The sequence below is a fragment of the Arachnia propionica genome (assembly GCF_003859805.1).
Lineage (GTDB): Bacteria > Actinomycetota > Actinomycetes > Propionibacteriales > Propionibacteriaceae > Arachnia > Arachnia propionica_C.
The window spans coordinates 1-26,052 of the sequence record NZ_RQZG01000016.1; the positions used below are offsets into that span (position 1 = coordinate 1).

General features: G+C 67.0%; 22 protein-coding genes. 5 read left to right on the top strand and 17 right to left on the bottom strand.

The window, feature by feature from the left end:
* The 3 genes from EII34_RS12325 to EII34_RS12335 all read left to right on the top strand — a co-directional run.
* Positions 1-3,016, top strand: a 3,016-nt coding sequence (locus EII34_RS12325) for an RHS repeat-associated core domain-containing protein (RefSeq protein ID WP_311767291.1), incomplete at its 5' end; no start/stop codon positions are given.
* A gap of 790 nt (positions 3,017-3,806) precedes the next feature.
* Positions 3,807-4,454, top strand: a complete 648-nt coding sequence (locus EII34_RS12330) for a hypothetical protein (protein ID WP_124845470.1) — start codon at positions 3,807-3,809, stop codon at positions 4,452-4,454.
* Between the two features lie 4 nt (positions 4,455-4,458).
* Positions 4,459-5,181, top strand: a complete 723-nt coding sequence (locus EII34_RS12335; RefSeq protein ID WP_124845471.1) for a polysaccharide deacetylase family protein — start codon at positions 4,459-4,461, stop codon at positions 5,179-5,181.
* 3 nt (positions 5,182-5,184) lie between these two features.
* On the opposite strand, the gene EII34_RS12340 is transcribed toward EII34_RS12335, so the two are convergent.
* The 16 genes from EII34_RS12340 to EII34_RS12415 are packed head-to-tail and all read right to left on the bottom strand — an operon-like array spanning position 5,185 to position 22,790.
* Positions 5,185-6,132: a polyprenyl synthetase family protein gene (locus EII34_RS12340; RefSeq protein WP_260425148.1), complete on the bottom strand. Its 948-nt coding sequence runs from the start codon at positions 6,130-6,132 to the stop codon at positions 5,185-5,187.
* A gap of 11 nt (positions 6,133-6,143) precedes the next feature.
* Entirely contained in the window at positions 6,144-7,715 is a 1,572-nt protein-coding gene (nuoN, locus tag EII34_RS12345; RefSeq protein WP_124845473.1) for an NADH-quinone oxidoreductase subunit NuoN, read from the bottom strand.
* A complete protein-coding gene (locus tag EII34_RS12350; protein ID WP_124845474.1) occupies positions 7,715-9,226 on the bottom strand; it encodes an NADH-quinone oxidoreductase subunit M in 1,512 nt (503 codons plus the stop codon). Before EII34_RS12350 ends, nuoN begins: the two co-directional genes overlap by 1 nt.
* Before the next feature lie 13 nt (positions 9,227-9,239).
* On the bottom strand, positions 9,240-11,147 hold the full coding sequence (gene nuoL, locus EII34_RS12355) for an NADH-quinone oxidoreductase subunit L (RefSeq protein WP_124845475.1): 1,908 nt from the start codon (positions 11,145-11,147) through the stop codon (positions 9,240-9,242).
* A gap of 9 nt (positions 11,148-11,156) precedes the next feature.
* Positions 11,157-11,456 carry an NADH-quinone oxidoreductase subunit NuoK gene (gene nuoK / locus EII34_RS12360; protein WP_124845476.1) on the bottom strand — a complete coding sequence of 100 codons (300 nt, stop codon included), beginning with the start codon at positions 11,454-11,456 and terminating at the stop codon, positions 11,157-11,159.
* Complete coding sequence (locus EII34_RS12365; protein WP_124845477.1) at positions 11,453-12,271, bottom strand: NADH-quinone oxidoreductase subunit J; 819 nt, start codon at positions 12,269-12,271, stop codon at positions 11,453-11,455. The genes nuoK and EII34_RS12365 overlap by 4 nt, the downstream gene beginning before the upstream one ends.
* Positions 12,268-12,822, bottom strand: a complete 555-nt coding sequence (gene nuoI / locus EII34_RS12370; RefSeq protein ID WP_124845478.1) for an NADH-quinone oxidoreductase subunit NuoI — start codon at positions 12,820-12,822, stop codon at positions 12,268-12,270. Before nuoI ends, EII34_RS12365 begins: the two co-directional genes overlap by 4 nt.
* Positions 12,822-14,117, bottom strand: coding sequence for an NADH-quinone oxidoreductase subunit NuoH (nuoH, locus tag EII34_RS12375; protein WP_124845479.1), 1,296 nt, complete (start codon positions 14,115-14,117; stop codon positions 12,822-12,824). The genes nuoI and nuoH overlap by 1 nt, the downstream gene beginning before the upstream one ends.
* Entirely contained in the window at positions 14,114-16,498 is a 2,385-nt protein-coding gene (locus EII34_RS12380) for an NADH-quinone oxidoreductase subunit G (protein ID WP_124845480.1), read from the bottom strand. The genes nuoH and EII34_RS12380 overlap by 4 nt, the downstream gene beginning before the upstream one ends.
* On the bottom strand, positions 16,495-17,808 hold the full coding sequence (gene nuoF / locus EII34_RS12385) for an NADH-quinone oxidoreductase subunit NuoF (RefSeq protein ID WP_124845481.1): 1,314 nt from the start codon (positions 17,806-17,808) through the stop codon (positions 16,495-16,497). Before nuoF ends, EII34_RS12380 begins: the two co-directional genes overlap by 4 nt.
* On the bottom strand, positions 17,805-18,548 hold the full coding sequence (gene nuoE / locus EII34_RS12390) for an NADH-quinone oxidoreductase subunit NuoE (protein ID WP_124845482.1): 744 nt from the start codon (positions 18,546-18,548) through the stop codon (positions 17,805-17,807). The genes nuoF and nuoE overlap by 4 nt, the downstream gene beginning before the upstream one ends.
* Positions 18,545-19,873 (bottom strand): NADH-quinone oxidoreductase subunit D, encoded by a 1,329-nt coding sequence (locus EII34_RS12395; RefSeq protein WP_124845483.1) that lies wholly within the window; start codon positions 19,871-19,873, stop codon positions 18,545-18,547. The genes nuoE and EII34_RS12395 overlap by 4 nt, the downstream gene beginning before the upstream one ends.
* Entirely contained in the window at positions 19,873-20,562 is a 690-nt protein-coding gene (locus EII34_RS12400) for an NADH-quinone oxidoreductase subunit C (protein WP_124845484.1), read from the bottom strand. The genes EII34_RS12395 and EII34_RS12400 overlap by 1 nt, the downstream gene beginning before the upstream one ends.
* Positions 20,559-21,113, bottom strand: a complete 555-nt coding sequence (locus EII34_RS12405; RefSeq protein ID WP_124845485.1) for a NuoB/complex I 20 kDa subunit family protein — start codon at positions 21,111-21,113, stop codon at positions 20,559-20,561. The genes EII34_RS12400 and EII34_RS12405 overlap by 4 nt, the downstream gene beginning before the upstream one ends.
* A gap of 15 nt (positions 21,114-21,128) precedes the next feature.
* The gene (locus EII34_RS12410) at positions 21,129-21,488 is read right to left on the bottom strand and encodes an NADH-quinone oxidoreductase subunit A (protein ID WP_124845486.1); all 360 of its coding nucleotides are present in this window, start codon (positions 21,486-21,488) and stop codon (positions 21,129-21,131) included.
* Between the two features lie 36 nt (positions 21,489-21,524).
* Positions 21,525-22,790, bottom strand: coding sequence for a geranylgeranyl reductase family protein (locus EII34_RS12415; protein ID WP_124845487.1), 1,266 nt, complete (start codon positions 22,788-22,790; stop codon positions 21,525-21,527).
* A gap of 318 nt (positions 22,791-23,108) precedes the next feature.
* Here EII34_RS12415 and EII34_RS12420 point away from each other — a divergent pair, with 318 nt between their 5' ends.
* Positions 23,109-24,359 carry an isochorismate synthase gene (locus EII34_RS12420; protein WP_124845488.1) on the top strand — a complete coding sequence of 417 codons (1,251 nt, stop codon included), beginning with the start codon at positions 23,109-23,111 and terminating at the stop codon, positions 24,357-24,359.
* Positions 24,360-24,753: 394 nt separating this feature from the next.
* Positions 24,754-25,020, top strand: coding sequence for a DUF1540 domain-containing protein (locus tag EII34_RS12425; RefSeq protein WP_124845489.1), 267 nt, complete (start codon positions 24,754-24,756; stop codon positions 25,018-25,020).
* A gap of 208 nt (positions 25,021-25,228) precedes the next feature.
* Here the strand turns inward: EII34_RS12425 and EII34_RS12430 are convergent, their stop codons facing one another.
* Complete coding sequence (locus EII34_RS12430; RefSeq protein ID WP_124845490.1) at positions 25,229-26,032, bottom strand: hypothetical protein; 804 nt, start codon at positions 26,030-26,032, stop codon at positions 25,229-25,231.
* Between the last annotated feature and the right edge of the window lie 20 nt (positions 26,033-26,052).

The following is a 26,052-nucleotide window of genomic DNA, read 5'->3' on the forward strand; positions in this document are numbered from 1 at the left end:
GGACGGAGGCCGGTGGGGATTCGAACACACCCCGGCCGGACGGTTGACCGCCACCATCGACCCACTCGGGGCGCGTACCGAGATCACCCACGACACCGCCGGTGAGGTCGCTACTGTCACCGACCCCCTGGATCGAACCACCCAGTCGTTCCATGATGATCTGGGTCATCTGGCTGCGACGGTGTTGCCGGATGGCAGGCGTTGGGAATACACCCACGATGCGTTGTCGCGGCTGGTCGCTGTCACCGATCCCGACGGGGCCCGGTGGGAATACACCCACGACGTCATGGGACAACTCACCCGGCAGACTGACCCGACCGGCAGATCCTGGACCACCGGATACTCCAAGGATCACCTGGAAACCTGGCAGTACCCCGAAATCCCCGATCCTCCCAAGAGTGTCCAGGTCACCGACCGGATCGGACGAGTCATTGCCTTCACCCGTGGAGAAGAAGGCGGCACCCACCACACCAAGTATGACGCCTGCGGCCGACCCATCGAATACACCAGCCCTGACGGCGGAGTCACCACCCTGACCCGGGACTTGGCTGGGCGGGTCCTGCAGATCAAACATCCTGACGGCTCGGTCACCACCTACAGCTATGACCCGGTCACGGGCAAGCTCACTGGAGTCACTGATGCTGTGGGGAACACCACGACCTTCATCACCGATGCGGACAACCACCTGATCGCCGAGATCGATCCGGCGGGGGGCGAGATCCGTTACAGCCATGACTCCTGTGGCAGGATCACAACAGCGGAACATCCAGTTCATGGCCGCTCAACATGGCAATACGACCTGGCCGGGAGGGTCATCGCGACCTGGAGCCGATTCCTCGGCAAACGCCGCTTCCACTACGACGCCGCTGGGCAGCTCATCGAAGCGGTCGACGCCCTTGGCCGGGTCACCCGCTATGACTACGACCGCGGGGGCCGGGCCACCACGATCACCGACCCCCTCGGCAACGTCACACACCGGACCTTCAATCATCTCAACCTCAACACCACCGAAACCGATCCCCTCGGCAGGGTCAAGAAATACCGTTACGATCCCGCCGGAAGACTCATCGGTCATGAACGCGCCACCGGGGAACACCTCGAATGGAGCTTCGATGGTGCGGGGAACATCCACCAGATCATCGCCAATGGCACCATTGCCGCCACTCACCGGCATGACTACCGAGCCGGGCTCCTGACCGTCGATGATGTCACCGACCCTGACGAGCCGGTGACCCATCGGTTGCGGTGGGATCCCTCTGGACGATTGGTTGAGCAGACTCGTGACCAGGCCACCACCAAGTTCGGCTACGACCTGCTCGGCCGGTGTGTTGCAGTCACCGCACCCAACGGCGATGTCACCCGGTACCACTACAACCCGCTTGGGCTGTGCACCCGCATCGACACCCCCGCCGGTAGCGTCGCGCAGACCTTCAACCCGGCTGGGCAGATCACTGAGGCCCATACCCCCACCGGTCGCCACACCTGGGACTACGTCGGTGGCCAGGTGAGTCGCCACCGCAGTGAGACCAGCAACGGAACCCACGTCACAGTGATCGAGCGGGACGAAGACGGCAGGATCACAGCGATCACCCGCGATGGACGGACCACCCGGTACCGGCACGACCCGGCCGGCCAACTGGTCGAGGCCCGCACCCCCACCACGAACCTGTCCTGGATCTACGATGATGCTGGCCGTCTCGTCGAGGAACACGACGGTGACGCGGTCACCCGCTACGTCCACGACGCCGCCGGTCAGTTGCTGGAACGACACAGTCCCTCCGGTACGACGCATTACGACTACAACCGGGCCGGGAAACGCATCAGCGAACACGGACCCCACGGGCAGATCGAATACACTTGGTCCGCCCTCGGTTGGCTCACCCACATCAATGGCCCACACGGAGCCACCAGCCTCCACGTCAACGCCCTGGGCGAGCTCGCCCGCGTCAACGACGCCGATCTCTACTGGAACACCTCCTCTGGTCAGCCTCTTCAGATCGACGATCGCACCATCACCATCACCTCTGTCGGCACGAGCATCGGCCCACAATGGTCACCAAGCAGCTGGCGCACTGGCCGTCTTGACACTGCCACCGGTTGGGACGCTGCTCCCACCACGAGCGTCGATGGTGTCAGCATCACTTCCGATGGTGGCCTCCACATCTCAGGCCTGGAGTGGCTCCATCACCGCGTGTTCCAGCCCGACACACGCACCTTCCTCACACCCGACCCTCTTGACCCCGTCACCGGCTCCCCCACGGCAGGCAACCCCTACCACTACGCCAACAACAACCCCCTTCAAGCCCAAGATCCCCAAGGCCTACGCCCGGTCACAGATCAAGAACTGGCCGAGTACACCCACCGCAACCACACCGCGGGTTTCTGGGAACGCAACGGAACCGCCGTCGGGGGTGCGACGCTGTTCGTGATCGGGGCTGGCGTTGCCGTACTCTTCCCAGGCGCGGGCACCATCATCGGCGGAGCCCTCATGGGAGCTGGCACCAGCATGATCAGCCAAGGACTTCAGAACCCAGGGCAACCGCCAGACCTGGTGCAAGTCGGGATCGGCGCCGCCTTCGGAGCGATCGTTCCCGGTGGTGGTCTTTCGCTCATGGGGAAACTCGCCTTCGGGACGGGCACCGGTGCCGTCGGCGGTTTCACCGAAGCCCTCTACACAGGTTGGCGAGATGGGCTGAGCGGCTCCGCCTATTGGAAGAACGCTGCCACCAACACCGTTGTCGGCGCTGGTACCGGTGGAGTTGCAACCGGAGCTGGCATGATCATCGGCAAGGGGGTCAGCGCTGCGAAGAGTGGCGTCCAGAGCCTCTTCAGCCGAGGCGTTCCAGACGTCGCCCCTGCCCCAGCAGCACCTTCGGCACCAGTTCCACCCGGGTGGGGGGTCACTGACTCGGGCCTGGCCGTGCCACCCTCGGCAGGGGCACCTCGTCCCCCCGCGCCACCACCCACCGGACCCGTCCCTGACGGATGGGGAGTCAAGTCACCGACTCGGGCCTGATCGTGAAGTGACGGCCTGGCAAGGCGGAGCGATGGAATCTTCGAACCCAAAACTGAAACGGTCCTCGCGAAAACTGCGTCAGCTCCAGGAGGAATTGGCACGGCAAGGGACGCCCTTTCAACAGCTGCCGTGGCGCGATGGAGTCGATCTGTGGCCCCGGTATGTCGCGGACACACGGATCGGCCGCATTCTGTTGGAGTTCGACGGCTCCCAGTGGGTGCCTTCGCTGACCCTGCCCGGCGCCCGTTTCTCTGCAAGGTTCGAGGACTGGCTGGAGTGCACCAGGGGTCCAGCCCTCGGCGGATACACCGCGACGGAAGCCGCATCCACACGATGGCTGGCAAAACTACTGCATGCTGACCAGCCACCGGTCATCAACGTCACCGAGCTCGACCGTATCGCCCAGAAACGACTCAGCAAATCACCTCCCAGCAGGAGATTCCTTCTGGTGGGGGCCTGCTGCACCCTCGGTGCGCTGGTCGTGCTGCTGTGGCTGGCACTCGCAACGGGTTCGGCCGTGGCCGCCGGAGCCTTTGGACTCGTCTGTGCAGCCCTTGTCGCTGGTGCCGCTGGTGTGCTCCGGGTATGGCTTCGGGCCAGACGCCTGGGATACACCCGCCGCCCGTCCGAAGCCGACGACTCCTCATCCGAACATCCCAGGAGACCCCGCACCCCCTGATGGCTCGGAGCCCGACGCCCAACCTGCAGCACCCGGGCTGTGGTGGCTGGAACTGCTTGACATAAGGTGGTGGGAACACGTCCGCAGTCGCCCCGAGTGGAGGAACCCCCCATGGACTACAGCACACACATCGCGGCTCTGCAACAGGCCCTGCAGCGCACTGACATCAGCGACACCGAGCGTGCCGACATCACTGAGCACCTGCAGCGGCTCATCGAGGCCCAGGAGGCGGAACTCGCCCTGGAGCGCGGGACGCAGTGGATGGCGGACCGTGGCGGTCAGCTCGTCCTGGAGGACCAGGGATACCGGGTGGTCGTCGGGATGGCCCCCACCGAGCTGGAACACTACCGGCCCTCATCCCCCGGCCATTTCACCCAGGTGGCCATCGGGGGTCCGGACGTCCCGCCCGTCTCGGAGGACGGTCCGCGACACCCGCACAACGTGGTGATCTTCCAGGAGACCAAGGGCGGCGAGGACTACCACTTCGACTCCTACGGCGATTCCCAGCAGGGCAGCTTCGCCTACCTCACGGAGATCCTCCTCAGCGGTCGTGATACGCGTCTGGCCGATGCCTTCGCCGCTCTCCAGAGCACAGGTCGCCACCCGGGCTTCGTGCAGGCGCTGCGCCACGGTGCCGTGCAGCTCCGCTACCAGTTCGTGCAGGCCCTGCCCAGCGGCGACGTCCGCGTCGGTTCGTTCAAGGTCGACGAGACCTCCCGCCTGCGCTGGAACGGCGGAGCCGTCGAACTGCTGATGTGACCCCATGCCGAACCGACGCAGACGCATCCTCGTGACCCTGGCCACCGTGGTGGCCTTCCTGCTGGTGCTGGGAATCGGGCACAAGGTCGTGAAGTCCCGGAGCTTCCAACTCTTCGGCACTCTCACCCAGCGGGTGACCACCGGCGAGAAGGTCGTGGCGCTGACCTTCGACGACGGTCCCACCAGCGCTGACACCGATGCCATCCTGACCTCACTGGAGGCCGCTGGAGTCCGGGCGACGTTCTACCTCACGGGCGAGGGCTGTGCCGAGAACCCCGATGCCACCCGACGGATCATCACACAGGGCCACGAGGTGGGCAACCACACCTGGCACCACCGTCGCATGATCGGGGTGCTGCCCCACGATGTCGCCGCCGAGATCGAGCCCACCGATGCCTGCCTGCGCGACGCTGGCTGGGATGACGAGATCACGGTCCGGCCACCCTACGGCAGCAAACTGGTCGTGTTCCCTGCCTGGCTGGCAGCTCACCATCGCCACACCGTGATGTGGGACGTCGCGGCGGAGGACTACTCCGCGAAGGTCGAACAGACCACCGAGGAGATCGTCGAGGAAACGGTATCCGCCACCCGGCCGGGCTCCATCATCCTGCTCCACCCCTGGGACGGACGGACCAGGACCCAGCAGGCCATTCCGCAGATCATCGAACGTCTGAGGTCGAACGGCTACCGTTTCGTCACCGTCACCGATCTGCTCCAGTTGGGCTGAGACTCACGCCGAGCGGGTGACCAGGTCGTCGCAGACCTTGATCAGCAGCTCCTTGGCCTCACCCTCGGGCAGTGGGGCCAGGTGGGCCTTCGCCAGTTCCGCACGACGACGGACCTCCGCCCTCGCCTCCTCGATGACCCGGTGGCTGCGAAGCGCGGCGACTGCCGCGGCCAAGGCCTCGTCGCTGGACAGGTCCCCGGCCAACAGCTGCTTCAGCTCCGCATCCTGGGGATCATCAGAGGCCGCCAGCAGCAGCGTCGGCAGGGTCGGGACCCCCTCACGGAGATCGGTCCCCGGGGTCTTGCCCGTGACATCGGAGGTGATGTCGATGATGTCGTCACTCAGCTGGAACACCAGCCCCACCTCCTCACCATAGGCGGCCAGCGCCTGCTGGGCGTCGACCGGTGCCCCCGCCACCATCGCCCCGAACAGGGCTGAGGCGGCGATCAACGAACCGGTCTTGTCGGCCAGCACCTGGACGTGGTGCTCCAGCCGGTCCTCCCCGTCGGCCGGGCCGCGAGTCTCGTTGATCTGTCCCTGCACCAGCCGGGTGAAGGTCTCGGCCTGCAACCGCACGTACTCGGTGCCGAGGTCGGCCACCAGGATCGACGCCTTCGCGAACAGGTAGTCCCCGGCCAGGATCGCAATCGAGTTGCCCCAGCGGGAGTTGGCCGACGGTGCCGCACGGCGCACCTCGGCCTCGTCCATGACGTCGTCGTGGTAGAGGCTCGCCACATGGGTGAGCTCCATCACCATCGCGGCCTTCAGCAGCCGCTCCTCATCGGCCTCGCCCCCGAACCGGGAGGCCAGGAACACCAGCATCGGTCGAAACCGCTTCCCACCAGCCGCGATGAGGTGCGTTGCGGTTTCCGTCACGAACGGGGAATCAGCGACGGCCACACGCCGCAACTCCTCCTCGAAGCGAGCGGAAAGGGCTTCGAACTCAGCCAAGACGACTCCCGTCAGCGAATGAACTGCGCGGCGGAAGCCGCGAGATCAAGGATGCCACCCGGAACCAGTCCGAGGAAAACCGTGGCCACAGCAGCCGCGATCACGACACCCCACGTCCATCCGGACGGATCGGCGACCTCGCCCTGCTCACCGTGGGCGGGCTCCTTGAACCATATGGCCACGACGACCTTGAGGTAGAAGAACGCCGTCACCAGGCTGGCGAGGATCGCGAGGAAGACCAGCCACCCGTAGCCACCGGTCCACGCAGCGGAGAACACCAGCAGCTTGCCGACGAAACCAGCCGTCAACGGGATACCGGCGAAGCTCAGCATGAACAACGTCATCGCCGCAGCCACGACCGGCCTGCTCCGCCCGATCCCCTGCCAGGCAGCGAGCGAGTTGGCCTCACCACCGGCACGCCGGACCATCGTGATGATCGCGAACGCCCCCAGGGTCGCCAAACCGTAGGCCAGCAGGTAGAAGCCGATGGCAGGCATCGACGCCACCGCGACACCCTCGCCGGGAACCTGCACCGCGACCACACCGGCCAGGATGAACCCGGCGTGCGCGATCGACGAGTAGGCCAGCAGACGCTTGATGTCCTCCTGAACCAGGCCGATGAACGCACCGACCGCCATCGTCGCGACCGCGATGGTGGCGAAGATCGGCTGCCAGTCCCAGCGGGCACCGCCGAGTGCCACGTAGAACACCCGCAGCAGCGCAGCCACGGCCGCGGTCTTCGTCGCGATCGCCATGAACCCGGTGACCGGGGTCGGCGCACCCGTGTAGACGTCCGGGGTCCACGTGTGGAACGGCACCGCGCCCACCTTGAACAGCAGACCCACCGCCAGCATCACCAGACCTGCCAGCAGCAGCGACCACGGCGCGGTCCCCATCCCGACGGCCTCGGCGATGGAGCGGTAGGTGAACGACCCGGCGTAGCCGTACAGCAGCGCCACACCGAACAGGAAGAAGGCGGAGCTGAACGCACCGAGCAGGAAGTACTTCAGCGCGGCCTCCTGGCTGATCCAGCGACGGCGACGTGCCATGCCGGAGAGCAGGTACAGCGGCAGCGAGAACACCTCGAGCGCGACGAACAGGGTCAGCAGGTCGTTCGCAGCAGCGAACATCAGCATGCCGAACAGCGAGAACAGCAGCAGCGGGAAGACCTCGGTGTGTTCGCGCTTCTGGGCCTCGGCCTCCCGCTCCAGGGGTGAACCCGGGACGGTCGCCGCCGAGGCCGCGAAGGCGGACACTCCCCCGGCGACGGCGCGCTCCGCGAAGAGCGCCACTCCACCGAGCCCGACGATCAGCAGCAGCGTCCAGAAGAAGTAGGCCGGACCGTCCATCGCGAACGTACCCTGGGCCACCAACTCGACGGAGTTCTGACTCCAGTTGTGGATCGTCAGACCCAGCGCCGTCACGATGCTGACCAGCGCCAGGAGGACCTGCGTGACATGGCGGGCATGCCTCGGCACGACCGCTTCGACGGCCACGCCCAGCGTCGCTCCGACGATCAAGGCGATCAGGGGCGCCTCCAGCATCCATTCCAGAGCCGGAAGGGTGATCTCGAGCAGACTCATCAGTTCTCCTGGATGGCGGGGGCGGGATCGGTGACACCGAGCGAAGTCATGACGATGCCGGCGGCATCATCGGCGACGTCGAGCACCGGCTTCGGGAAGAAACCGAGGATGAGCAGCAGGGCCAGCAGCGGCACCACGACCAGGCGTTCCCGCCCGTCGAGATCCTGACTCACCTTCTCCGACACCTGGTCGGTGACCGGCCCGGTCATCGTCTTCTTGTACACGGTCAACACATAGGCAGCGGCCAGCACCATGCCGATCGTGATGACGGCGGTGTGGATCGGGTACCGCTGCCAGGCACCGGCCATCACCAGGAACTCGGAGACGAAACTGGACATGCCGGGAAGCGCCAGCGCCGACAGACCAGAGGCCAAGAACACACCGGCCAGCACCGGAGCCGTCTTCTGCACCCCACCGAAGGCGTCGATGTTGGCCGACCCCCGTCGGGCCACGAGGAACCCGACGACGAGGAACAACGCGGCGGTGGAGAAACCATGGTTCAGCATGTAGAACACGGAACCGGACAGCGACTGGGTGGTCAGGGCGAAGACCCCGAAGACCATGAACCCGAAGTGGCTGACGGAGGTGTAGGAGACGAAGCGCAGCAGGTCCGGGCTGCTCAGCGCCATCAGGGCGCCGTAGATCATCGACACGATGGCCCACACCAGCACCACGGGCGTCGCCCAGGCAGAGGCCTCGGGGAAGACCATGAGGCAGATCTTGATCATCCCGAAGGTGCCGATCTTGTCGAGGATGCCGACCAGCATCGTCGAGGCTCCCGGGGTGGCCTGCTCCGCGGTGTCGGGCAGCCAGGTGTGCAGCCCGGCCATCGGGGCCTTCACCGCGAAGGCGAAGAAGAAGGCGACGAACAGCCAGCGTCCGATCCCCGAGTCCAGGTCGAGCCTCGCCAGGTCCGTCAGGAGGAAGCTCGGTTCCCCGGCGCCTGCCGTGAGCGCCCACACCCCGGCGACACCGAACAGCATCACCAGACCACCGGCCAGCGAGAACAGCAGGAACTTCACGGCCGCCTTGGCGCGGTTCTCGCCGCCCCACCCGGAGATCATGAAGTACATCGGGATCAGCGTTGCCTCGAACATGATGTAGAACACCAGGAGGTCGCTGGCCATGAACACCGCCAACGAGAACGCCTCGAGGGCCAGGGCCAGCGCGAAGAAGGTCCCGGTGCCCCAGCGGGCGCCCTCCTTCTCCCCGACGTTCCACTCGGCCAGCAGCACCACCGGGGTGAGGATGACCGTCAGCAGCACCATGACGGCGGCCAGCGGGTCCAGGTCCAGCGCCCAGTGCGCACCGATCGCACGGATCCACGTCACCTGCTCGGTCAGGGTCGCGCTGCGGGAGATCACGAAGCCGACGACACCGAGGACGGTGGTGGCCAGCGCGAACCCGAGGCCCACCAGCTTCGCGGTGTGCCCCTTGAGGAACGCCAGCACCAGCGCACCGACGAGCGGGAGCACCACCAGGATGCTCAGGAGGGGAATCGAATTGATCACGTCAGTTCCTTCCTCAGACCAGCTGCCCGACGAGAGCGATGACGCCGATCACGACGACGCCGAGCACCAGGATCACGCCGTAGGAGCGGGAGTGGCCGTTCTGGGTCCTGCGGAGCCACCCGGCCAGGCCCACCGAGGCCGCCCCGGCTCCTCGCGCCGCGCCGTCGACCACGCCGTGGTCGGCGAGGGCGAGCACCTGGGAGACACCGGAGACCGGTCCGACGACGAGCCACTGGTTCATCTGGTCGCCGTACAGGTCGTTGCGGGAGACCAGCACCAGCGGGTTGCGGGTGGCCGGGGCCTCACGTGGGATGTCGTCCTTGTGCAGGAACCAACCGATCGCGACCCCCACCGCGACGACCCCGAGCGCGGCCAGGCCGACGGGGGTGAAGTTGAGCAGCCCGGTCTCGTGCGGGTGCGAGCCGGTGGCAGGTGCCAGCCACCCCTGGATCCAGCCGTTCATCACGAGACCGGCACCGAGTGACAGGATCGCGAGGATCACCAGCGGCACGGTCATCACGGCCGGGGACTCGTGCGGATGCACCCCCTGCTCCCACCGGGCACGACCGAAGAAGGTCATCATCATCAACCGTGTCATGTAGTAGGCGGTGATCCCGGCACCGATGAGCGCCAGCACACCGAGCACCACGTTCTCGTGGAACGCGGTCTCGATGATGTGGTCCTTGGAGTAGAAGCCCGCGGTGAAGGGGAAGCCGATGATCGCGAGATAGCCCATGGCGAAGGTCAGGAAGGTCCAGCGCATGCCCGAGGCCAGGGCACCGTAGTGACGCATGTCGACGTCGTCGTGCATCCCGTGCATCACCGAACCGGCACCGAGGAACATGTTGGCCTTGAAGAACCCGTGGGTGATGAGGTGGAAGATCGCGAACGCGGCACCGGCGGGACCCAGCCCCGCGGCCAGCATCATGTAGCCGATCTGGGACATGGTGGACCCGGCGAGCACCTTCTTGATGTCATCCTTGGCGGACCCGACCCAGGCACCGGCCAGCAGGGTCACCACGCCGACGACGGCGACCGCCATCGTCGCGGCCGGGCTCGCGGCGAAGATGGCGTGGCTGCGCACGATGAGATACACCCCGGCGGTGACCATCGTCGCGGCGTGGATGAGTGCCGACACCGGGGTCGGCCCCTCCATCGCGTCCAGCAGCCAGGTGTGCAGCGGGACCTGCGCCGACTTGCCGCAGGCACCGAGCAGCAGCAGGCACCCGAGCAGCGTCGCCGAGGTGGCGCTGAGCTGGGAGACGCCGGCGTTCACATCGGCGAAGGCGACGGAACCGAACAGCGACAACATGGTGAAGATCGCCATCGCGATGCCGAGGTCACCGACCCGGTTGACGACGAAGGCCTTGCGGCCGGCGGCGGCCGCCGAGGGCTTGTGCTGCCAGAACGAGATGAGCAGGTAGGAGGCCAGTCCCACCCCTTCCCAGCCGAGGAACAGCACCAGGTAGTTGTCGGCCAGCACCAGCGTCAGCATCGCGGCGACGAACAGGTTGAGGTAGGCGAAGAACCGACGGCGCCGCTCGTCGTGCTCCATGTACCCGATGGAGTAGATGTGGATCAGCGACCCCACCCCGGTGATGAGCAGCACGAACAGGATCGACAACTGATCCACCAGCAGGCCGACGTGGATGTTCCAGCTGCCGGTGCTGATCCAGTCGTAGAGCGGCACGCTGACCGCTCGCTGCGCCTCGTCGGCCGAGAGCATCGTGGTGAACAGCAGCACCCCGAGGCCGAAGGAGGCCAGCGACGCCGCGGTGGCCAGCCAGTGGCCCCACGGGTTCGAGGCCTTGCCGATGAGCAGCAGGACGGCAGCGCCTGCCAGCGGGATCGCGATCAGCAGCCACGCGAGGCCGAACAGCCCGGTGGCCGGAACCGCAGAGACAGTTTCCAGGAAAGTCACGCTGACCCCTTAGAACTTCAGCAGGTTGGCGTCGTCGACCGAGGCCGAACGGCGCGCCCGATAGATGGCGACGATGATGGCGAGACCGACGACGACCTCAGCGGCCGCCACCACCATGACGAAGAAGGTCGCGACCTGACCGTCGAGTCCGCCGTGGTGGCGGGAGAAGGTCACGAACGCGAGGTTCGCGGCGTTCAGCATCAGCTCCACGCTCATGAACGCGATGATGGCGTTGCGGCGCAGCAGGAACCCGAGTGCCCCCACCACGAACAGGGCGACGGCCAGCAGCAGGTAGGCCTGGGTGCTCACTTGACCTCTCCTTCCAGGTCCTGGGCGACGGCTTCGATCCGGGCGAACGCACCTGCGGTGGGATCGCGCAGCTCATCGACCGCGACGACCGCCCCACGCATGGCGAGCGCCTTGCTGACGGAGTTCTCCGCGATGGAGCCGTCCGGCAGGAGGGCGGGGGCAGAGATCGCGTTGGTGCGGGCGTAGACACCGGAGTTCGGGTCCGGTCCGGGATGGACCCCGTCGGTGGCGTAACGCCTGACCCGCTCCGCCATGAGCTCCGGCTGCCGCCTGACCTCGCGGAGCTTCTCACCGTGGGCCAGCACCATCGCACCGACGGCGGCGGTGATGAGCAGGGCCGAGGTGGCCTCCAGCAGGATGACGTAGCGGGTGAACAGCAACGCCGCGACCCCCTGGATGTTGCCGCCGTGCTCCGCATTGGCCACCGCGACCCCGGCGGGGTCATCGGCGAAGACCGTCTGCGCGACGGCGAGGAACACCAGGCCGGCAAGCCCGAGCGCCCCCAGGACCGACAGCACCCGGTGTCCCTTGAGGGTCTCGTGGACCGAGTCCCGGGTGTCGACGCCGATCAGCATCACGACGAACAGGAACAGCATCAGGATCGCGCCGGTGTAGACGATGATCTGCACCACGAACAGGAACGACGCGTCCTGCGCGGCGTAGATGACGGCCAGTCCGATCATCACCCCGGCCATGCACAGGGCCGAGTGGACCGGCTTGCGGGCCACCACGATCCCGATGGCGAGCAGCACCATCAGTGGTGCACACACCACGAAGGCGATCAGGTCACCCGTCAGTGCGGGCAGTTCAATCATTTCGCCGCTCCTTTGGCCGGTGCCGTGCGGGTGTCGGGCTGCCCGGTGGGCGGCAGCCCGAGGAAGTAGGCCTGCTCGTCGTCACCGAGCCGCCGCGGGTGGGGTGGCTGCTCCATCCCCGCGACGAGCGGCGCCAGCAGGTCCTGCTTCTCGTAGATGAGCTTGTCGCGGCCGGTGTCCGCGATCTTGAACTCGTTGGTCATGGTCAACGCCCTGGTCGGGCAGGCCTCGATGCACATGCCGCAGAAGATGCAGCGCAGATAGTTGATCTGGTACACGTGTCCGAACCGCTCCCCCGGGGAGTACCTCGCCTGTTCGGTGTTGTCCGCGCCCTCGACGTAGATGGCGTCAGCGGGGCAGGCCCAGGCGCACAGCTCGCAGCCGACGCACTTCTCCAGACCGTCGGGCCAGCGGTTGAGCTGGTGACGGCCGTGGAAACGCGGCAGCGTCACCTTCTCCTTGCCCTTGCGGGGGTAGCCCTGCGTGAAGGTCTTGCGGAAGATGGTCTTGAAGGTGATGCCGAATCCGGCCCACGGGTCGAAGATTCCCATCACTTCTCCTCTGCTTTGACGGTGGACGGCTGTGCCTCGACCTTGACCACACCGGCGAGTTCAGGCAGCACCTGACCCGGCCGTGGCGGGACGGGGTAGCCGCCCGCGAAGGCGTCGAAGGGTTCGTCGGGGTTGACGGGCGGCACCCGCTGCGGCTCCTGCTTCCTCGGCGCGAAGGCGATGAGCAGCGCGAGCAGGGCCACGGACAGGCCGAGCGAGTACCGGGGCGCGACGGCGACCATCATGATCCACAGGATGGAGATCGGGATGAGTCGCTTCCAGCCGAGATCCATGAACTGGTCGTAGCGGAACCGGGGCAGTGTGCCACGCAGCCACACGAACACCGAGAACACCAGCTGCACCTTGACGATGAACCAGATCGGACCGAGCCACGGGTTGTCGAGGCCGGGGACGAGGTTGAGTGGCCAGAAGGGCAGGTAGCCGCCCAGGAACAGGGTCACGCACACCGCCGAGACCGTCGCCATGTTGATGTACTCCGCCAGGAAGAACATCGCGTAGCGGAACCCGGAGTACTCGGTGAGGTAGCCGGAGACCAGCTCGGACTCACACTCGGGCAGGTCGAAGGGGGCACGGTTCGTCTCGCCCACCATCGCGATCCCGTAGATGAAGAACGACGGGAACAGCAGCAGCGCGTACCACCCCATCAGACCGATGTCGACCTGCTGGGCGTGGTTGAACGGGTTCTGGAAGATGATCGTCTCACGCTGCGCCTCGACGATGCCGTGCGTGGACATCGTCCCGGTCATGAGGAACACGGCCACGATCGACAGGCCCATCGCGATCTCGTAGGAGATCATCTGGGCCGAGGACCGCATCGACCCGAGGAAGGAGTAGGTGGAGTTCGACGCCCACCCTGCCAGCACGATGCCGTAGATGCCGATGGAGGCGATGGCGATGACGAACAGCACCGCCACGGGCAGGTCCGTGACCTGGAGCCTGGTGGTGTGGCCGAAGATCTCCACCTCACCACCGAACGGCAGCACCGTCCAGGTGGTGAAGGCCGCCATGCCGGTGAGGATCGGGGCCAGGTTGAACACCCACTTGTCGGTGTGGGTGGGCCGGAAGTCCTCCTTGGCGATGAGTTTCGCACCGTCGGCCAGGGCCTGCCCCAGACCGAACGGCCCGTTCATGATGGGGCCGAGGCGGTGCTGCATCTTGGCCACGAGACGACGCTCGTACCAGACGTTGAAGATCGTCCAGAGCAGGAGGATCACGAACAGGGCCAGCACCTTGATGAGGATGAGCCACCAGGGGTCCTGGAAGAACACGTTCATGCCTGATCTCCTTCGTCAGGGGTGACGGCGGCCACCGTCACCAGGGATCCGGGGGTCACGTCCAGGTGGCCCGGCTCACCCGGGTTCATGGGCACCCACACCACGTCGTCGACCATCTCGGTGATCTCGATCGGCAGCAACTGCTCCCCGGTCGCCGAGATCACCCGGCAGATCCCGGAGACCCCGTGCCGATCCGCGGTGGTCCGTGACAGGCGGGCGACGGCCGGCCGTGCGGTCTGGCGCAGCGCCACCTCGAAGTCGTTGCCCATCGCCGCGTCGAGGGCCTCCCGCCAGGAGGCGACGACGAGCCCCGGGGTGACCCCGGCGTCCGGGACGACCGGATCGAGGATCCTGGCCCCGTCCCAGGTGCCGAGCTCGGCGTGGTCCGCCCATGCCTGGGCGGTGGTGCGGAACCCGAGGTCGGAACCCATCGCATCGGACAGGGCGGCCAGGATCCTGAGATCCGTCATCGGGTTCCTCGTGCCCTCGTTGACCAGCCTCACGGGCCTGATCCGCTGCTCCCAGTTGAGGAAGTGCCCAGCCTGCTCCTCGATCAGGCAGGTGGGGAACACCACGTCGGCGTACTCGGTGGCGGCGTTGCTGCGGGTCGAGATCTGCACCACGAAGGTGTTGGCCAGCGCCTCCAGCACCCGGGCGGTGCCGGGGATGTCGACCGGGTCGACCCCCGCCAGCACCAAGGCCTTGAGGCTGCCCGCCGCGGCGGCGGCGAACTGCTCCGTGGCGGTCAGGCCGGGTTCGGTCGGCAACGCCTCCACGCCCCAGGCCGCCGCGACATCCACCCGGGCCGCGGCATCGGCGACGGGACGTCCTCCCGGCAGCAGCCCGGGCAGGCACCCGGTCTCGAGGGCCCCCATGTCGCCGGCACGGCGGGGGATCCAGGCCAGCCGCGCCCCGGAGGCATCGGCCTTCGCGGCGACGGCGCTCAGCAGCCCCGGCTGGGCCGCGGCACGCTCACCGACGAGGATGATCGTGCCCTCCCCCAGCTCCAGGGCGGCCAGCGCAGCGGCCTCGCCGCCGGGGGCGACAGGGATGAGGGTCGCATCCATCTTCTCGGTGCCCCGCGAGGCGAACGGGGCGAGCGTGGTGACCTTCAGGCCGCGCTTGCGCACTCCCTTGCGGAGGCGCAGGAACATCACGGAGGTCTCGTCCTCCGGCTCGAAGCTGACCAGCACGACGTGCTTGGCGCGCTCCAGGTCGCCATAGGTCACGTCCATGCCCCGTCCGGCCACACGGGAGGCCAGGAACTGGGCCTCCTCATCACTGGCCGCGCGGGCCCGGAAGTCGATGCTGTTGGTGCCGAGCACCGTACGCGCGAACCGGGAGTAGCCGTAGGCGTTCTCCAGCGTCAGGCGGCCACCGGTCTGGACCCCGACGGCCTGTCCGGCGGCCTTCAACCCGGCCACGGCCGCATCGATGGCCTCGGGCCAGGACGCCACCTCCAGCCTGCCGTCACGGCGCACGAGTGGCCGGCTGAGCCGGTCGTCACCACGTCCGGAGACGAAGGCGAAACGCCCCTTGTCACACAGCCATTCCTCGTTGACCTCGGGATCATCGCCCGCCTGGATGCGCTTGACCTGGTGGTGCCGGTGGTCGACGCGGATGGCGCAGCCCCCGGAGCAGTGGTCACAGCTGCTGGCCGTCGACTTCAGGTCGAACGGGCGGGCCTGGAACCGGTAGGCGGCCGAGGTGAGCGCACCCACCGGGCAGATCTGCACCACGTTGCCGGAGAAGTAGGAGTCGTACGGGTCCTGTTCGTAGGTCCCCACCTGCTGCAGGGCGCCACGTTCCACCAGCGCGATGAACGGGTCACCGGAGATCTGCTCGGAGAACCGGGTGCAGCGGGCGCACAGCACACACCGTTCCCGGTCGAGCAGGATCTGGGCGGAGACGTTGACCGGCTTGGGGTAGGTGCGCTTGACCCCTTCGTAGCGGGACTCCGCGGGTCCGTTGCTGAGTGCCTGGTTCTGCAGTGGGCACTCGCCACCCTTGTCGCAGATGGGGCAGTCCAGCGGGTGGTTGATGAGCAGCAGCTCCAGCATGCCGCGCTGCGCCTTCTCCGCCACCGGGGAGGTCTTCTGGGTCCGCACCACCATGCCCTCGGCCACCGGCATGGTGCAGGAGGCCTGGGGCTTGGGGAAGCCACGCCCGTTGCCGGCGTCGGGGATGTCGACGAGGCACTGACGGCAGGCACCGACCGGGTCCAGCAGCGGGTGGTCGCAGAATCGCGGGATGGCGGTACCGATCATCTCGGCGGCCCGGATGATGAGGGTGCCCTTGGGCACACTCACCGCCACGTCGTCGATGGTCAGGTTGACCAGGTCAGGCCTGACGGCGGCCGCGTTCTCTGCGGTCTGGGTCATCGGGCACCTCCTTCGGTGGCGAACAACGCGCTCTTCTCGTACGGGAACAACTCCCAGGCCGGGGTGTGGTAGCCCTGCTCGAACTCCTCACGGAAGTGCCTGACCGCGCTGGTGACACAGGCGACGGCACCGTCGGCCAGCGCGCAGAAGGAGCGACCCCCGATGTTGTCACAGATGTCGAGCAGCTTGTCGACATCGCCCTGCTCGGCCACGCCCTTCTCGAACTTCATGAGCAGCTGCACCAGCCACCACGACCCCTCACGGCAGGGCGTGCACTTGCCGCACGACTCGTGCTTGTAGAACTCGACCCAGCGCAGGGTGGTGCGCACCACCGAGGTGGTCTCGTCGAAGACCTGCAGTGCCTTGGTGCCGAGCATGGTGCCGACCGAACCCATGCCCTCGTAGTCCAACGGCACGTCGAGGTGCTCGGCGGTCAGGATCGGCGTGGAGGAGCCTCCCGGGGTGAAGAACTTCAGTTCGTGTCCCGCCCGCATGCCGCCGCTCAGCTCCAGCAGCTGCCGCAGCGTGATGCCCATCGGCGCCTCGAACTGTCCTGGCCGGGCGACGTGACCGGACAGGGAGTACAGCGTCATCCCCCTCGACTTCTCCGTGCCCATCGCCTGGAACCACGCGGCCCCGTTGTTGACGATGGCGGGCACCGAGGCGATCGACTCGACGTTGTTGATGACCGTCGGCGAGGCGTACAGACCCGCGACGGCGGGGAACGGCGGGCGCAGCCGGGGCTGACCACGCCTGCCCTCCAGGGAGTCGAGCAGCGCGGTCTCCTCACCGCAGATGTAGGCCCCGGCCCCGGCGTGGACGATCACGTCGATGTCGTAGCCGGAGCGCATGACGTTCTTGCCCGCGTACCCGGCCTCGTAGGCCTCCTTCACGGCCTGCTGCAGCCGTCGGATGACGTGGAGCACCTCACCGCGGCAGTAGATGAACGCCTGGTGGGAACCGATGGCGTAGGCGGAGATCAGCACCCCCTCCACCAGGGTGTGGGGGGAGGCCATCATCAAGGGCATGTCCTTGCAGGTGCCCGGCTCCGACTCGTCCGCGTTGACCACGAGGTACTTCGGGTTGGGGTTGTCCTGCGGGACGAAGCTCCACTTCATGCCCGTCGGGAAGCCCGCACCGCCACGACCTCTCAGCCCTGCGTCCTTGACCAGGTCGATGAGGTCACCCTGGGGCATCTGCAGGGCCTTGCGCAGCGCCCGGTAGCCGCCGCTCGCCTCGTAGCGGCCCAGCTTCCAGGAACGGTCCTGACCCCAGTGCTCACTGAGCACGGGAGTGAGCAGGTCGGTCACTTCGTCTCCTCCTTCGGCTCCGGGGTCGGGAGCGCCGCCGGGTCGGGGGCGCTCCAGCCACGCTCCTCGGCGATGGTGCGCCCCAGGCAGGAGGCGTGTCCGGCGGACGGTCCCTCGTCGGCGCGGCCGTCCGGGAAACCGGCGAGCACCCGTTCGGCCTCCCGCCACGACGTGATGGTCGCGCCACGCGGCGAGACCACCTCCTCGCCGTTCATCAGCTTGTCGATCAGCTCGTCCATCTTCTCGGGGGTCATGTCGTCGAAGAACTCCCAGTTGACCATCGCGACCGGCGCGTAGTCACAGGCGGCGTTGCACTCGAGACGCTCCAGGGAGACCTTCCCGCACGGGGTGGTCTGACCCTCGTCGATGCCGAGCCTGCGCTTGGCCCGCTCCAGGAGGATGTCGCCGCCCATCACGGCGCACAGTGCGGTGGTGCACACCCCCAGGTGGTTGTGTCCGGCGGGCTTGCGCTTGTACATGGTGTAGAAGGTGGCCACACCGGAGACCTGGGCGGTGGTGATCTCGAGGATCTCGGCGCACAGCTCGATGCCCCGCGGGCTGATCCGCCCGTCGTAGGACTGCACCAGGTGCAGCATCGGCAGCAGGGCCGAACGTGGGTGCGGGTAGCGCGAGGCCAGCTCCCTCAGTTCCGCCTCCGCGGTGGCGTCCAGGTTGGTGGACTGGTCCGTGTGGTCGACGGAACCGGACTCGGGGAAGTCGTGGGTGAAGTGACCGCTCATCGATCAACACCTCCAAGAACGGGGTCGATGCTGGCCACGGCCACAACGACGTCGGAAATCATGGCTCCCTCACACATCAGGGGCACCGCCTGCAGATGGTTGAAGCCCGGGTCACGGAAGTGGGCCCGGTAGGGACGGGTACCACCGTCGGAGACGAGGTGGCAGCCCAGCTCACCCTTCGGGGACTCGATGGCCTGGTAGACCTGCCCGACCGGCACCTTGAAGCCCTCGGTGACGATCTTGAAGTGATGGATCAGCGCCTCCATGGACTCACCCATGATGTGCTTGACGTGCTCGAAGCTGTTGCCCTGTCCGTCCGGACCGAGTGACAGCGACGCCGGCCAGGCGATCTTCTTGTCACCGACCATCACGGGCTGGCCCTGGGTGCGTTCCAGGCGCTCGATGCACTGTTCGACGATCTTCAGCGACTCCCAGCACTCGGCGATACGGATGCGGAACCGCCCGTAGGCATCCTCGGTGTCCCAGGTGATGGACTCGAAGTCGTAGGTCTCGTAGCCGCAGTAGGGCTGGGTCTTGCGCAGGTCCCAGTCGTAGCCGGTGGAGCGCAGGATCGGGCCGGTGACGCCCATCATCATGCAGGCCGTGAGGTCCATCTTCGCGACCCCCTCCATGCGGAGCTTGAAGATGGGGTTCTCGTTGCAGAAGATCTCGTACTCGGGGAGGTGCTTCCTCAACCACTTCACCACGTCGCGGAGCTGGTCGATGCCACCCTCGGGAAGATCGCAGGCCACCCCGCCGGGGCGGATGAACGCGTGGTTCATCCGGGTCCCGGAGATCGCCTCGAAGAAGTCGAGGATCATCTCACGCTCCCGGAAGGCGATGGTCATCACCGTGAGCGCACCGATCTCCATGCCACCGGTCCCCATCGCCACCAGGTGCGAGGCGATGCGGTTGAGCTCCATCATCAGGACCCGGATGACGCTCGCCCGCTCCGGGATGTCGTCGGTGATGCCGAGCAGCTTCTCCACCGCCAGGCAGTAGACCGCCTCGTTGAACAGCGGGGCGACGTAGTCCATGCGGGTGCAGAAGGCCACACCCTGGGTCCACGTCTTGAACTCCATGTTCTTCTCGATACCGGTGTGCAGGAACCCGATGCCGGGCCGGATGTGGGTGACCGTCTCACCGTCCATCTCCAGGATGAGCCGGAGCACACCGTGGGTCGAGGGATGCTGCGGTCCCATGTTGACGACGATGACCTCGTCACCACGCTCGGCCTGCTCGGCTGCGATCTGTCCCCAGTCGCCGCCCTGTGCCAGGTAGACGCGGTCGGCCTCCACGTCGTGGCCGAAGATGTCGTTGCTCATCAGTTGTACGTCCTCCGCTGATCGGGGGCGGGCACGGTCGCGCCCTTGTACTGGATGTCGATGCCGCCCAGGGGGTAGTCCTTGCGCTGGGGATGACCGGCCCAGTCGTCGGGCATGAGGATGCGGGTGAGGTTCGGGTGCCCGTCGAAGTGGATGCCGAACATGTCCCAGGTCTCACGCTCGTGCCAGTCCGCCATGGGGTAGGTGGCCACGACCGAGGGCACGTGTGGGTCCTCCTCGGGGCAGGTCACCTCCAACCGGATGCGTCGGTTGTGGGTGATGGACAGCAGGTGGTACACCACGTGGAGCTCGGCACCTGCCAGCTCCGGGTAGTGGACACCGCTGACGGAGACACAGATCTCGAAGCGCAGGTGGGCGTCGTCACGGAAGGCGGCGACGGTCTCCGGCAGTTTCTCCCGGGGCACGAAGACGGTGAACTCACCGCGGTCGAGGAGCACCAGTTCCCCCGCGAGGAAGGGGAGCAGTTCCGTGGCCCGGGCGTGGATGGCGTCGAAGGGCTCCCCGAAGGGGCCCACGCTCTGACCGGGCATCGAGACCTGACGCTGGATGCCGCCGTACCCGGAGGTGTCGCCGGAGCCGCGGCTCCACATCCCGGCCTTGGTCTGGAACACCGGGGCGACGGGGGCACCGGACTGCTGAGGGGTCAGCTCACCGGGGTTCTCGGTCATCGCATGAGTCCCTTCAGCTCGTGGGTGGCGGGAGCCTCCAACGCGGCCTCCTCACGGGCGGCGATGGCGGCGGCCTCGTTCGGCCCGATGGGGTGCTTGAACACCTGCTTGCGGAGTTTGAACATCGCGTCGATGAGCATGTCGGGCCGTGGCGGGCAACCGGGCACGTACATGTCGACCGGCACGACGTGGTCGACACCCTGGACGATGGCGTAGTTGTTGAACATGCCGCCCGACGACGCGCAGGCACCCATCGAGATCACCCACTTCGGGTTCGGCATCTGGTCGTAGACCTGCCGCACGATGGGTGCCATCTTGTTGGACAACCGACCGGAGACGATCATGAGGTCGGCCTGACGCGGTGAGGCGCGGAAGACCTCCTGGCCCCAGCGCCCGGCGTCGTAACGCGGGGTGCCGTAGGCCATCATCTCGATGGCGCAGCAGGCCAGGCCCATGGTGACGGGCCAGAACGACGCCTGCCGCACCCACCCGAAGATGGCCTCGACGCTGGTGAGCAGGATGCCACTCGGCAGCTTCTCCTCGATACCCATGTGTGAAACTCCTTCTCAGTCCCAGTCGAGACCGCCGCGGCGCTTGACGTAGTAGTAGGCCACCAGCACGGTCACGATGAACAGCAGGATCGAGACCACGCCGAAGATCCCGAGCTGGTGGTAGGTGATGGCCCAGGGGTAAAGGAACACGATCTCGATGTCGAAGATGATGAAGAGCATCGCGATCACGTAGTACTTGACGGGGAACCGGCCACCCCCGACGGGCTGGGGGGTGGGTTGGATGCCGCACTCGTACTGGTCGTACTTGGCACGGTTGTACCGGCCGGGGCCCACGAGCACGCTCAGGATCATGGAGACCACCACGAATCCGGTGGCCAGCACCACCATCCCGATGATGGGGATGTAGAGGTTCATGCCTGTTGTCCTTCCCTATACTCCTGGCGCGCCCGGTCAGGCGGACGGCGCGACCTTGCACAGTGCGTTGATGATGCGGTCCATGGCGTCGCCGTCATGGCGGTCCGTCAGGTTCGCCAGCAGTTTCATGACGAACCGCATGAGGGTCTTGCGTGGCAGCCCGTAGGTGGTGCAGATGTGCATGATCCGGGGGTCACCGATGAGCTTCACGAAGATGGTGCCCAGCCGGTAGTACCCACCGAGGCTGGCCTTGAGCTGGGTGCGGTAACCGTGGAGGGCCCGTTCGGCCGATTCGGTGCCGAAACCTCGCGCCTTGGCCTCGGCGATGGCGTCGGCGGCGAGTTCAGCGGATTCCATCGCGTAGGCGATGCCCTCACCGTTGAAGGGGTTGACCATGCCTCCGGCGTCACCGACGAGGAGCAGGCCGCGTCCGTAGACGGGCTGCCGGTTGAAGGCCATCGGCAACGCCGCACCCTGGATCTTCCCGACCCGGTTCTCCTCACGGAACCCCCACTCCTGGGGGGTGTTGTCGAGCCAGCGCCTCATCAGTTCGCGGTAGTCCGTCTTCTGGAACGACTTGGAGGTGTTCAGCACTCCCAGCCCGACGTTGCAGGTTCCGTCCCCCATGCCGAAGATCCAGCCGTAGCCGGGCATGAGGGTGGACTCCCGGGGTTTGCCGTCCCACAGCTCCAGCCAGGACTCGAGGTAGTCGTCGTTCGTGCGGGCCGGCGAGTTGTAGTAGGCGCGGTAGGCCACTCCCATGGGGCGGTCGTCGCGTTTGTTCAGGCCCATCGAGACCGACAGTCGGGAGGAGTTGCCGTCGGCTGCGATCACGACGGGGGCGTGGTACTCGCGGCCGTCCTTGGTGCGCACGCCGATGATGCGGCCGGAGCGGTCGTCGACGATGCCCTCGGTGACCCAGGCCCCCTCGATCAGCTCGGCCCCGAAACCGACGGCATGGCGGGCGAGCATGTCGTCGAAGTCCGCACGGGTGCGGACCAGCCCGTAGGGCGGGAAGTCGGTGAGGCTCGGCCAGTCGAGCTCGAAGGGCTCGATGCGTCCTCCGTAGATGCGCAGTCCCCGGTTGTGGACCCAGCCCGCCTCCTCGGAGGTGTCGACCCCGAGCCGCACGAGGGCACGGGTGGTGCGTGGCGTGAAGCCGTCACCACAGACCTTCTCCCGCGGGAATCTCGACTTCTCCAGCAACAGTACGTCGAGTCCCCGTCTGGCCAGATTGGCCGCAGCGGCGGAGCCACCTGGCCCGGCGCCGACGATCACGACGTCGGCATGCGCCTTCGGCATTCAACACTCCTCATCCTGGGTTGATTCTTGGGGACAGGGAACCCCGCACTTCAGGGCCAGTCTAGGGGCTCGGATTGGTTCTCGCGACCTGAGCACGGACACTCCGCAAAAGGGGTTTGACAAGGGGTTTTGCTTCGGATTTAGGAAACAGAAATGGGTCGTTAATCGCTCCTGACGCACATTGTCGAGACACTGCGTCGCGATCTTGTCGGCTCCACTCCACCACGAGGGCACCGACGGCGGTCGCAGAGCAGTTCAGCATGCGAGCAGCCGGGCCGACTTTTAACAGACCCCGCCTGCTGGGCTATCGTTCCGGAGGTGACCCCAGATTTTGCGGCGAAACGGCTTCGCGCCACCACCGTCGCCATCGACGACCCGGGAGATCTGCTGCGTTTCCTCGACGCGGAGCACTCCACCGCCTTCATCCGCAACGGGGAGGGCATCGTCACCACCGGGGAGGTCGCCCGCTTCGAGACCGACTACGCCGAGGCCGCCGACGTCTGGTGGACCGAGGCCGCCTCCCACATCGACCACGACTCCGAGCTGCCCGGCAGCTTCGGGACCGGGCCCCTGGCCGTCGGCTCCTTCGCCTTCGACCCGGAACAGTCCCGCTCCCGATCCGTCCTGGTGATCCCTCACACCATCATCGGCCGTCGCGCGGGACAGACGTGGCTGACCCGTATCAGCGAGGGCCGGGCCTCCCTGGAGCTGCCGGAGCCCCCGGAGCCCGCCGTCCCACCACAGGGGCTGCGGCTGGTGCCGGACGGCCTGCCCGAGGAGCAGTGGCAGCGCCTCGTGGCCGACGTGGTGGACCTGATCCGCGAGGGCTCGGTGTCGAAGGTCGTGCTGGCCCGCTCCCTCAAGGCCCGCGCCTCCGACGCCCTGGATGCACGCCACGTGCTGGCCCGGCTGGTCGAGCGCTACCCGATGGTGTGGAACTACTTCATCGACGGCCTGGTCGGTGCCACGCCGGAGCTCCTCGTGCGACGACAGCACCAACTCGTCACCTCACGTGTCCTGGCGGGAACCGTGTCCATCGACCCCGGCCACACCGACCCCGTCGCCCGGATCGCGCAGCTCACCTCGAGCGGCAAGGACATCTCGGAGCACGAGTTCGCCGTCGCCTCGGTGGCCGAGGCCCTGGAACCCTATTGCGCGGCCATGAACGTCCCCGAGGCACCGTCGGTGCTGACCCTGCCGAACGTGATGCATCTCGCCACCGACATCACGGGGGTCTCCGACCCGGAGGTCAGCTCGTTGGCGCTGGCCGCGGCGTTGCACCCATCGGCTGCGGTCTGCGGCACCCCGACGCACCAGGCGGGCCGGATCATCGCGGAGTGGGAGTCGCTGGACCGGGGCCGGTACGCGGGCCCCGTCGGCTGGGTGGACGCGGACGGCGACGGCGAGTGGGCCATCGCGCTGCGGGGCGGCTGGATCAACCCCGCCCAACCGGATGAGATCCGTCTCTACGCGGGTGCCGGGATCGTCGCCGACTCCGACCCGGCCTCCGAACTCGCCGAGACCACCGCGAAGTTCCGCCCCATGCTGGAGGCCCTGGGCCTGGCCTGACCCCACCCTGCCGCACCGATCGCCGCTCGCGCCCTCGCACCGGCCCCGCCACGGTCACGCACGAGGACATCCCTCCCCCTCGCGTCGGTCGAGCTCGAACAGGAATCGCAGGCGACGAACGTCTGCCCGTCGGCATGTGACGGCGAACCATTCCTCCCCCACGCCTCCTGCCCGCCCGCATGACGTGTGCCACGCCCCAGGAAGGCTCGCCTCAGTGCGTCGTCGCCACGAGGGCGTACGCGATTTACGCAACACGGGCACCGTTGAATTGACGGAATTTAACACATCATGATCGACACAAATGCCTAGTCAGGGCAGGTTTTACTTGCTTGCGCAGGGTGGATTCCGGGTTTAACGTAAATGCATCAGATGCCCCCAGACGAAAGGTCCGACGATGTCAACCATCACCGCTCTCAAGTCCTGCGCCACCACCAACTGCGCTTTCAACAACGGCGGCTGCACCGCCTTCGCCGTCACCTTCGACGGCAAGTCCGCCTGCACCACCTTCATCACCCTCGACGCCCGTGGCGGCCTGCCGACCGCTGACGGCCGTGTGGGTGCCTGCCAGCGCCTCGAGTGTGTCCACAACACCGATCTGATGTGCACCGCCGCCGGCGTCGAGGTCGCCGACGCCACGTGCACCTCCTTCGAGGCCCGCTGACCCCAGGCCCGATTCGGGCAACCGTCTGAAGCAACGATCCGGCCGCAGTCCCCGCAAGGGGACTGCGGCCTCTGCCGTGTCTGTGCGACACACCCATGACGGGACCACTGGAGCTGGGTGGTCACGAATGATCGGACAAGCGACGGCTCGGGACCGGAGGGGCGGTCCTGCCTTCGGCCTACCCCAGGCTGGATGCCCTGGACCTTCTTCAGGCCGCGTTGGCGACGTCAGCCACCGTCTGCTCGAGAGAAGGCAGGCTCGTGGGGCACGAGGCGAACTCGACGAAGACCGTCGCGGTCTCCTCCGCCCCGATGTGCATCAGGGTCACGCCGGAGCGGTCCACGTCCACGCAGAACACCCGGTCCAGCACGTGCTGGCAGACCTGGCCCCCGGAGGGACGCACCTCGGCTGCTCCCGGCAGCAGACCCAACCGGACCCCGCAGCACCACCGTTTCAGCACACACTGGCCCAGGGAGACGACCACGTCGTGGACCGCGAAGTCGTCACGGGGGAACGCGGGCAGGTCAGACTCCAACGCGTGCCACGGGACCGGGGTGAGTCCGCTGTGGTCGTGGACCAGGATGCGATCGGTGACCACCCTGCCCACCCGGGTACCCGGCAGCCGGGTCAACTCCGCGATCCGCTCCGGGAACTCGCCCCCGGCGACCATCCGGGCCACCGCCTGCTCCTCCAGGAGGGTCATCACCCCCAGCAGGTGGCATGAACTCGCCACCACGTTCAACACGATGTCCCGCGAGTGCCGCAGCAGGTCCAGTCGCACCTCCGTGCCCACCCCGGCTGGCAGCGTCGTCAACGGGCACTCCGACGGGGGCCGCAGCGCGACGACGATCTCGCCGTCCGTGGTCATCCCATGGGCCACGAGGTCGTAACAGGAGTCCAGCCGCCATGCCGTCAGCGAACACGACGCGCCGCCTGACAGCATGCGTTCGGCCAGGGAGACAGCTCTGACACCCGGAGCCGCATCGCGGCGAACATTCGGGGTGATGCTCATGCCACACCTTTTCGCTCGAT

Excerpts from the sequence above, each read along its gene's own strand:
- EII34_RS12330 (WP_124845470.1), top strand. The coding sequence starts at position 3,807 with ATGGACTACAGCACACACATCGCGGCTCTGCAACAGGCCCTGCAGCGC.
- EII34_RS12335 (WP_124845471.1), top strand. The coding sequence starts at position 4,459 with ATGCCGAACCGACGCAGACGCATCCTCGTGACCCTGGCCACCGTGGTG.
- nuoN (WP_124845473.1), bottom strand. The coding sequence starts at position 7,715 with ATGAGTCTGCTCGAGATCACCCTTCCGGCTCTGGAATGGATGCTGGAG.
- EII34_RS12365 (WP_124845477.1), bottom strand. The coding sequence starts at position 12,271 with ATGATTGAACTGCCCGCACTGACGGGTGACCTGATCGCCTTCGTGGTG.
- nuoI (WP_124845478.1), bottom strand. The coding sequence starts at position 12,822 with ATGGGAATCTTCGACCCGTGGGCCGGATTCGGCATCACCTTCAAGACC.
- nuoH (WP_124845479.1), bottom strand. The coding sequence starts at position 14,117 with ATGAACGTGTTCTTCCAGGACCCCTGGTGGCTCATCCTCATCAAGGTG.
- EII34_RS12380 (WP_124845480.1), bottom strand. The coding sequence starts at position 16,498 with ATGACCCAGACCGCAGAGAACGCGGCCGCCGTCAGGCCTGACCTGGTC.
- nuoE (WP_124845482.1), bottom strand. The coding sequence starts at position 18,548 with ATGAGCGGTCACTTCACCCACGACTTCCCCGAGTCCGGTTCCGTCGAC.
- EII34_RS12395 (WP_124845483.1), bottom strand. The coding sequence starts at position 19,873 with ATGAGCAACGACATCTTCGGCCACGACGTGGAGGCCGACCGCGTCTAC.
- EII34_RS12400 (WP_124845484.1), bottom strand. The coding sequence starts at position 20,562 with ATGACCGAGAACCCCGGTGAGCTGACCCCTCAGCAGTCCGGTGCCCCC.
- EII34_RS12405 (WP_124845485.1), bottom strand. The coding sequence starts at position 21,113 with ATGGGTATCGAGGAGAAGCTGCCGAGTGGCATCCTGCTCACCAGCGTC.
- EII34_RS12410 (WP_124845486.1), bottom strand. The coding sequence starts at position 21,488 with ATGAACCTCTACATCCCCATCATCGGGATGGTGGTGCTGGCCACCGGA.
- EII34_RS12415 (WP_124845487.1), bottom strand. The coding sequence starts at position 22,790 with ATGCCGAAGGCGCATGCCGACGTCGTGATCGTCGGCGCCGGGCCAGGT.
- EII34_RS12425 (WP_124845489.1), top strand. The coding sequence starts at position 24,754 with ATGTCAACCATCACCGCTCTCAAGTCCTGCGCCACCACCAACTGCGCT.
- EII34_RS12430 (WP_124845490.1), bottom strand. The coding sequence starts at position 26,032 with ATGAGCATCACCCCGAATGTTCGCCGCGATGCGGCTCCGGGTGTCAGA.